Here is a 3,440-nt window from a genome sequence, read left to right on the forward strand (position 1 = left end):
CTTGAAGGAGGCATCGAGGGTGGTGTCGACACCCTTGACGCCGCTGCCGGAAATGGCAACCTGCGCGCCCTGGAGCAGCGGAAGCGTGGAGATGTCCTTGGCGAGGGCATTCTGGGCATCCTTGATCGTGGACTCACGCTCGGTCTTGTCCACGGTGGTGAGCTGCTTGTTGATCAGATCCGTGACAGTGGGGTTGTTGTAGTGGTTCTTCAGGAAGCCGCCGTCCGGGAAGAACGGCGTCAGGTAGTTGTCGGCGTCGCTGAAGTCCGGGAACCAGCCGAACTGGAACAGCGGGTATTCATCGGCGCGGCTGGCCTTGCTGTAGGTGACCCATTCCGTGGACTGCAGGTTGACCTTGAACAAGCCGGACTTCTCCAGCTGGTCCTTGATCATGGCGTATTCGTCGCCGGAGGACTTGCCGTAGTGGTCCGGGTTGTACTGCAGGTTCAGCGACACGGGGGAAGTCACACCAGCGTCGGTCATGACCTTCTTGGCCTTGTCCAGGCTGGGCTTGCCGGCGTCGCCGTAAGCGTCCTTGAACGATTCGTTGGCACCGAGGAAACCGCTGGGAACGTTGGAGTACAGGGGCAGGTAGGTGCCCTTGTAAACCTGGTCCGCGATCGCCTGCCGGTCCACGAGGTTCGCAACGGCCTGACGGACGGCCGTCGCCTTGGCCGGATCGGCATCCGCAGCCTTGGCGCCGAACGGCATGGTGTCGAAGTTGAACGTGATGTAGCGGATTTCGCCGCCGGGGCCCACGTTGACCTTGACCTTGGAATCCTTCTTCAGGTCATCGATGTCGGTGGCGCTCAGGCTGCGGTTGGCCACGTCGATGTTGCCCTGCTGGATGTCCAGCTTCATGTTGGTGGGATCCGCGTAGTACTTGATCGTGGCGCCGTCGTTGGCCGGCTTGCCGAGGACTCCCTTGTAGTCAGGGAACGCTTTGAAGCTGATCAGCTCGTTCTTCTTGTACGTGTCGACCGTGTACTGGCCGTAGAAGGCCTTCGCCGCGACGATCGAGTCGTCATCGAGCAGCTTGTCCGCCGGGAAGACTTCATCGTCCACGATCGGCGCGGCAGGGCTGCTGAGGATCTGCGCGAAGGTCTGGTCGTTGGCCAGCTTCAGCTTGAAGACAACGGTGGTGGCGTCCGGGGCGCTGACGCTTTCCACGTTGGCCAGCAGGCTCGCCGGGCCGGCGGGATCGTTGATCTTGGTCTGACGGTCGAAGGAGAACTTGACGTCCTTGGAGTCGAGTGTGTGCCCGTTGGCCCACTTCAGCCCGGACTTGAGCTTGACCGTGTATTCGGTCGGCGAGGTGAAGGACGCGGACTCGGCCAGGTCCGGAACGGGATCCGCGCTGCCTGGTTTGGAGTTGAGCAGGAAGGAGTAGATCTGGTTCATCACCATGAACGAACCGTTGTCGTACGAGCCCGCCGGGTCCAATGCGGTGACCTTGTCGGTGGTGCCATAGGCGATTGGACCGCTTGCGGCGGCCGATGACCCGCCCGAGCCGCCTGACGGCCCGGTGCAGGCCGTCAGTGCAAAGGCGGAAACCCCGGCCAGCGCGATAACGCCCTGCCAGGCCTTTTTGTTCATTGCCATCTGTGAACTTTCTGTTCGATGCGTTCCAGCGCAGCCCAAAGTGAAACGGTGACTCGTCGGGCGGCACGCTTTGCTGATTCCTAGATTCAACCAGACGATCGGCCGGTGAAACGTTGAATTTTGTGAGTTGAGACACAAAATTTACACGAACCGAAGGATTCTGCCATTTTCTTCAGCATTCCATCCGGATCTTCGGCCAGGTGCAGCGGCTCCGGCCGCATGCCCGACGATCGGCCGCACGGCCGCACGGCCGCCGGCCTTGGCGTACACACGGCAAAGGGCCCCGCCTCCCGGCGGGACCCTTCACTCGATTCGGTTGTGGCGCTCCCCTAGAGTGCGGCCCGCTGCAGCGAACGCGCCGCGTCGATCGTGGCCTGTCCCAGTACCCGGCTTCCCTGGTACAGCACCACGGTCTGCCCTGGGGCCACTCCGCGCAGCGGCTCTTTCAGGGTCACCACGAGGTTGCCGTGCCCGGCGGTGCCGGCACCGCCGTCGTCACTGCCGCCGTCGTTGCCACCGCCGTCGCCTGCGCCGGGGCGTTCCATGCGGGCCGTGGCGGGCACGGGGTCTCCGTGGGCGCGGACCTGGGCGTGGCAGTCGAATTCCCCGCCGGTGTGCACCTCGGCGATGGGCAGGCCGGCCCAGGAGACCTTGATGCCGCGGATCTCGTCGATGGCCAGGAGCGCTTCCGGCCCCACCACCACCTTGTTTTCCTTCGGCCGGATTTCCAGCACAAAGCGCGGCCTGCCGTCGGCGGCCGGGGTGCCCAGCTTCAGGCCGCGCCGCTGGCCCACCGTGAAGGCATTGGCGCCGGGGTGTTCGCCGACCTTCGCACCGGACTCGTCCACGATGTCACCGGTGGTCATCTCGATCTTCTCGGCCAGCCAGCCGGCCGTGTCGCCGTCCGGGATGAAGCAGATGTCATGGCTGTCCGGCTTGTTGGCGACGGAGAGCCCGCGGCGTTCGGCTTCCGCGCGGACCTCGGCCTTGGAGGGCGTGTCAGCGAGCGGGAACATGGAGTGCTTGAGCTGCTCGTGGGTGAGCACGCCCAGAACGTAGCTCTGGTCCTTGGCCCAGTCCGCGGCGCGGTGCAGTTCCGGGTTGCCCTCGGCGTCGGTGATCACCTTGGCGTAGTGGCCGGTGCAGACGGCGTCGAACCCGAGGGCGATCGCCTTTTCCAGCAGCGCGGCGAACTTGATCCGTTCGTTGCAGCGCATGCAGGGGTTCGGGGTGCGCCCCGCGGCGTATTCGTCGATGAAGTCCTGGACCACGTCTTCCTTGAAGCGCTCCGAGAAGTCCCACACGTAGTACGGAATTCCGAGCACGTCGCAGGCCCGCCAGGCGTCCCGGGAGTCCTCGATGGTGCAGCAGCCGCGGCTGCCGGTGCGCAGGGTTCCGGGCATGCGGGACAGCGCGAGGTGGACGCCGACGACGTCGTGTCCCGCCTCGACGGCGCGGGCTGCGGCAACGGCGGAATCGACGCCGCCGCTCATGGCTGCAAGAACTCGCATACTGACTTTCGTTGGGGGTCGGTGGTTGTGGCCGGCACCGGCGGCTGCTGGCCGCGGAAAGATCACCAGCGGAAATAGCACAATGCCTGCGGCCCCATTCTATCGCCACGCCGATTCCACACCCAAAAGACCTTGACGGCCCGGCACGGCAATTCTAAAGTCAAAAGTAATGGTTTTAGATTGGTTGCCGTGGCCGGCAGGTCCGGATGGGGCGGCGGCCCGAGGAATCGAGCAGAGCATGGCCAGCGAAAACATCGTGATCGTGGGCGGCGGACTTGCCGGCGCCACCGCCGCCAAGACGCTCCGGGCGCAAGGGTACGGCGGGCC

2 protein-coding genes are annotated in these 3,440 nt (G+C 64.7%); both read right to left on the bottom strand.

The window, feature by feature from the left end; translation table 11 throughout:
* Nucleotides 1-1,602: ABC transporter substrate-binding protein (locus tag BJQ90_RS17405; RefSeq protein ID WP_226761467.1), on the bottom strand; the 1,602-nt coding region annotated here is incomplete at its 3' end.
* Nucleotides 1,603-1,931: 329 nt separating this feature from the next.
* Nucleotides 1,932-3,113, bottom strand: coding sequence for a tRNA 2-thiouridine(34) synthase MnmA (mnmA, locus tag BJQ90_RS17410; protein WP_226761468.1), 1,182 nt, complete (start codon nt 3,111-3,113; stop codon nt 1,932-1,934).
* Between the last annotated feature and the right edge of the window lie 327 nt (nt 3,114-3,440).

Origin of the sequence: Arthrobacter sp. SO3 (assembly GCF_020532825.1) — a bacterium.
Taxonomy (GTDB): domain Bacteria; phylum Actinomycetota; class Actinomycetes; order Actinomycetales; family Micrococcaceae; genus Arthrobacter.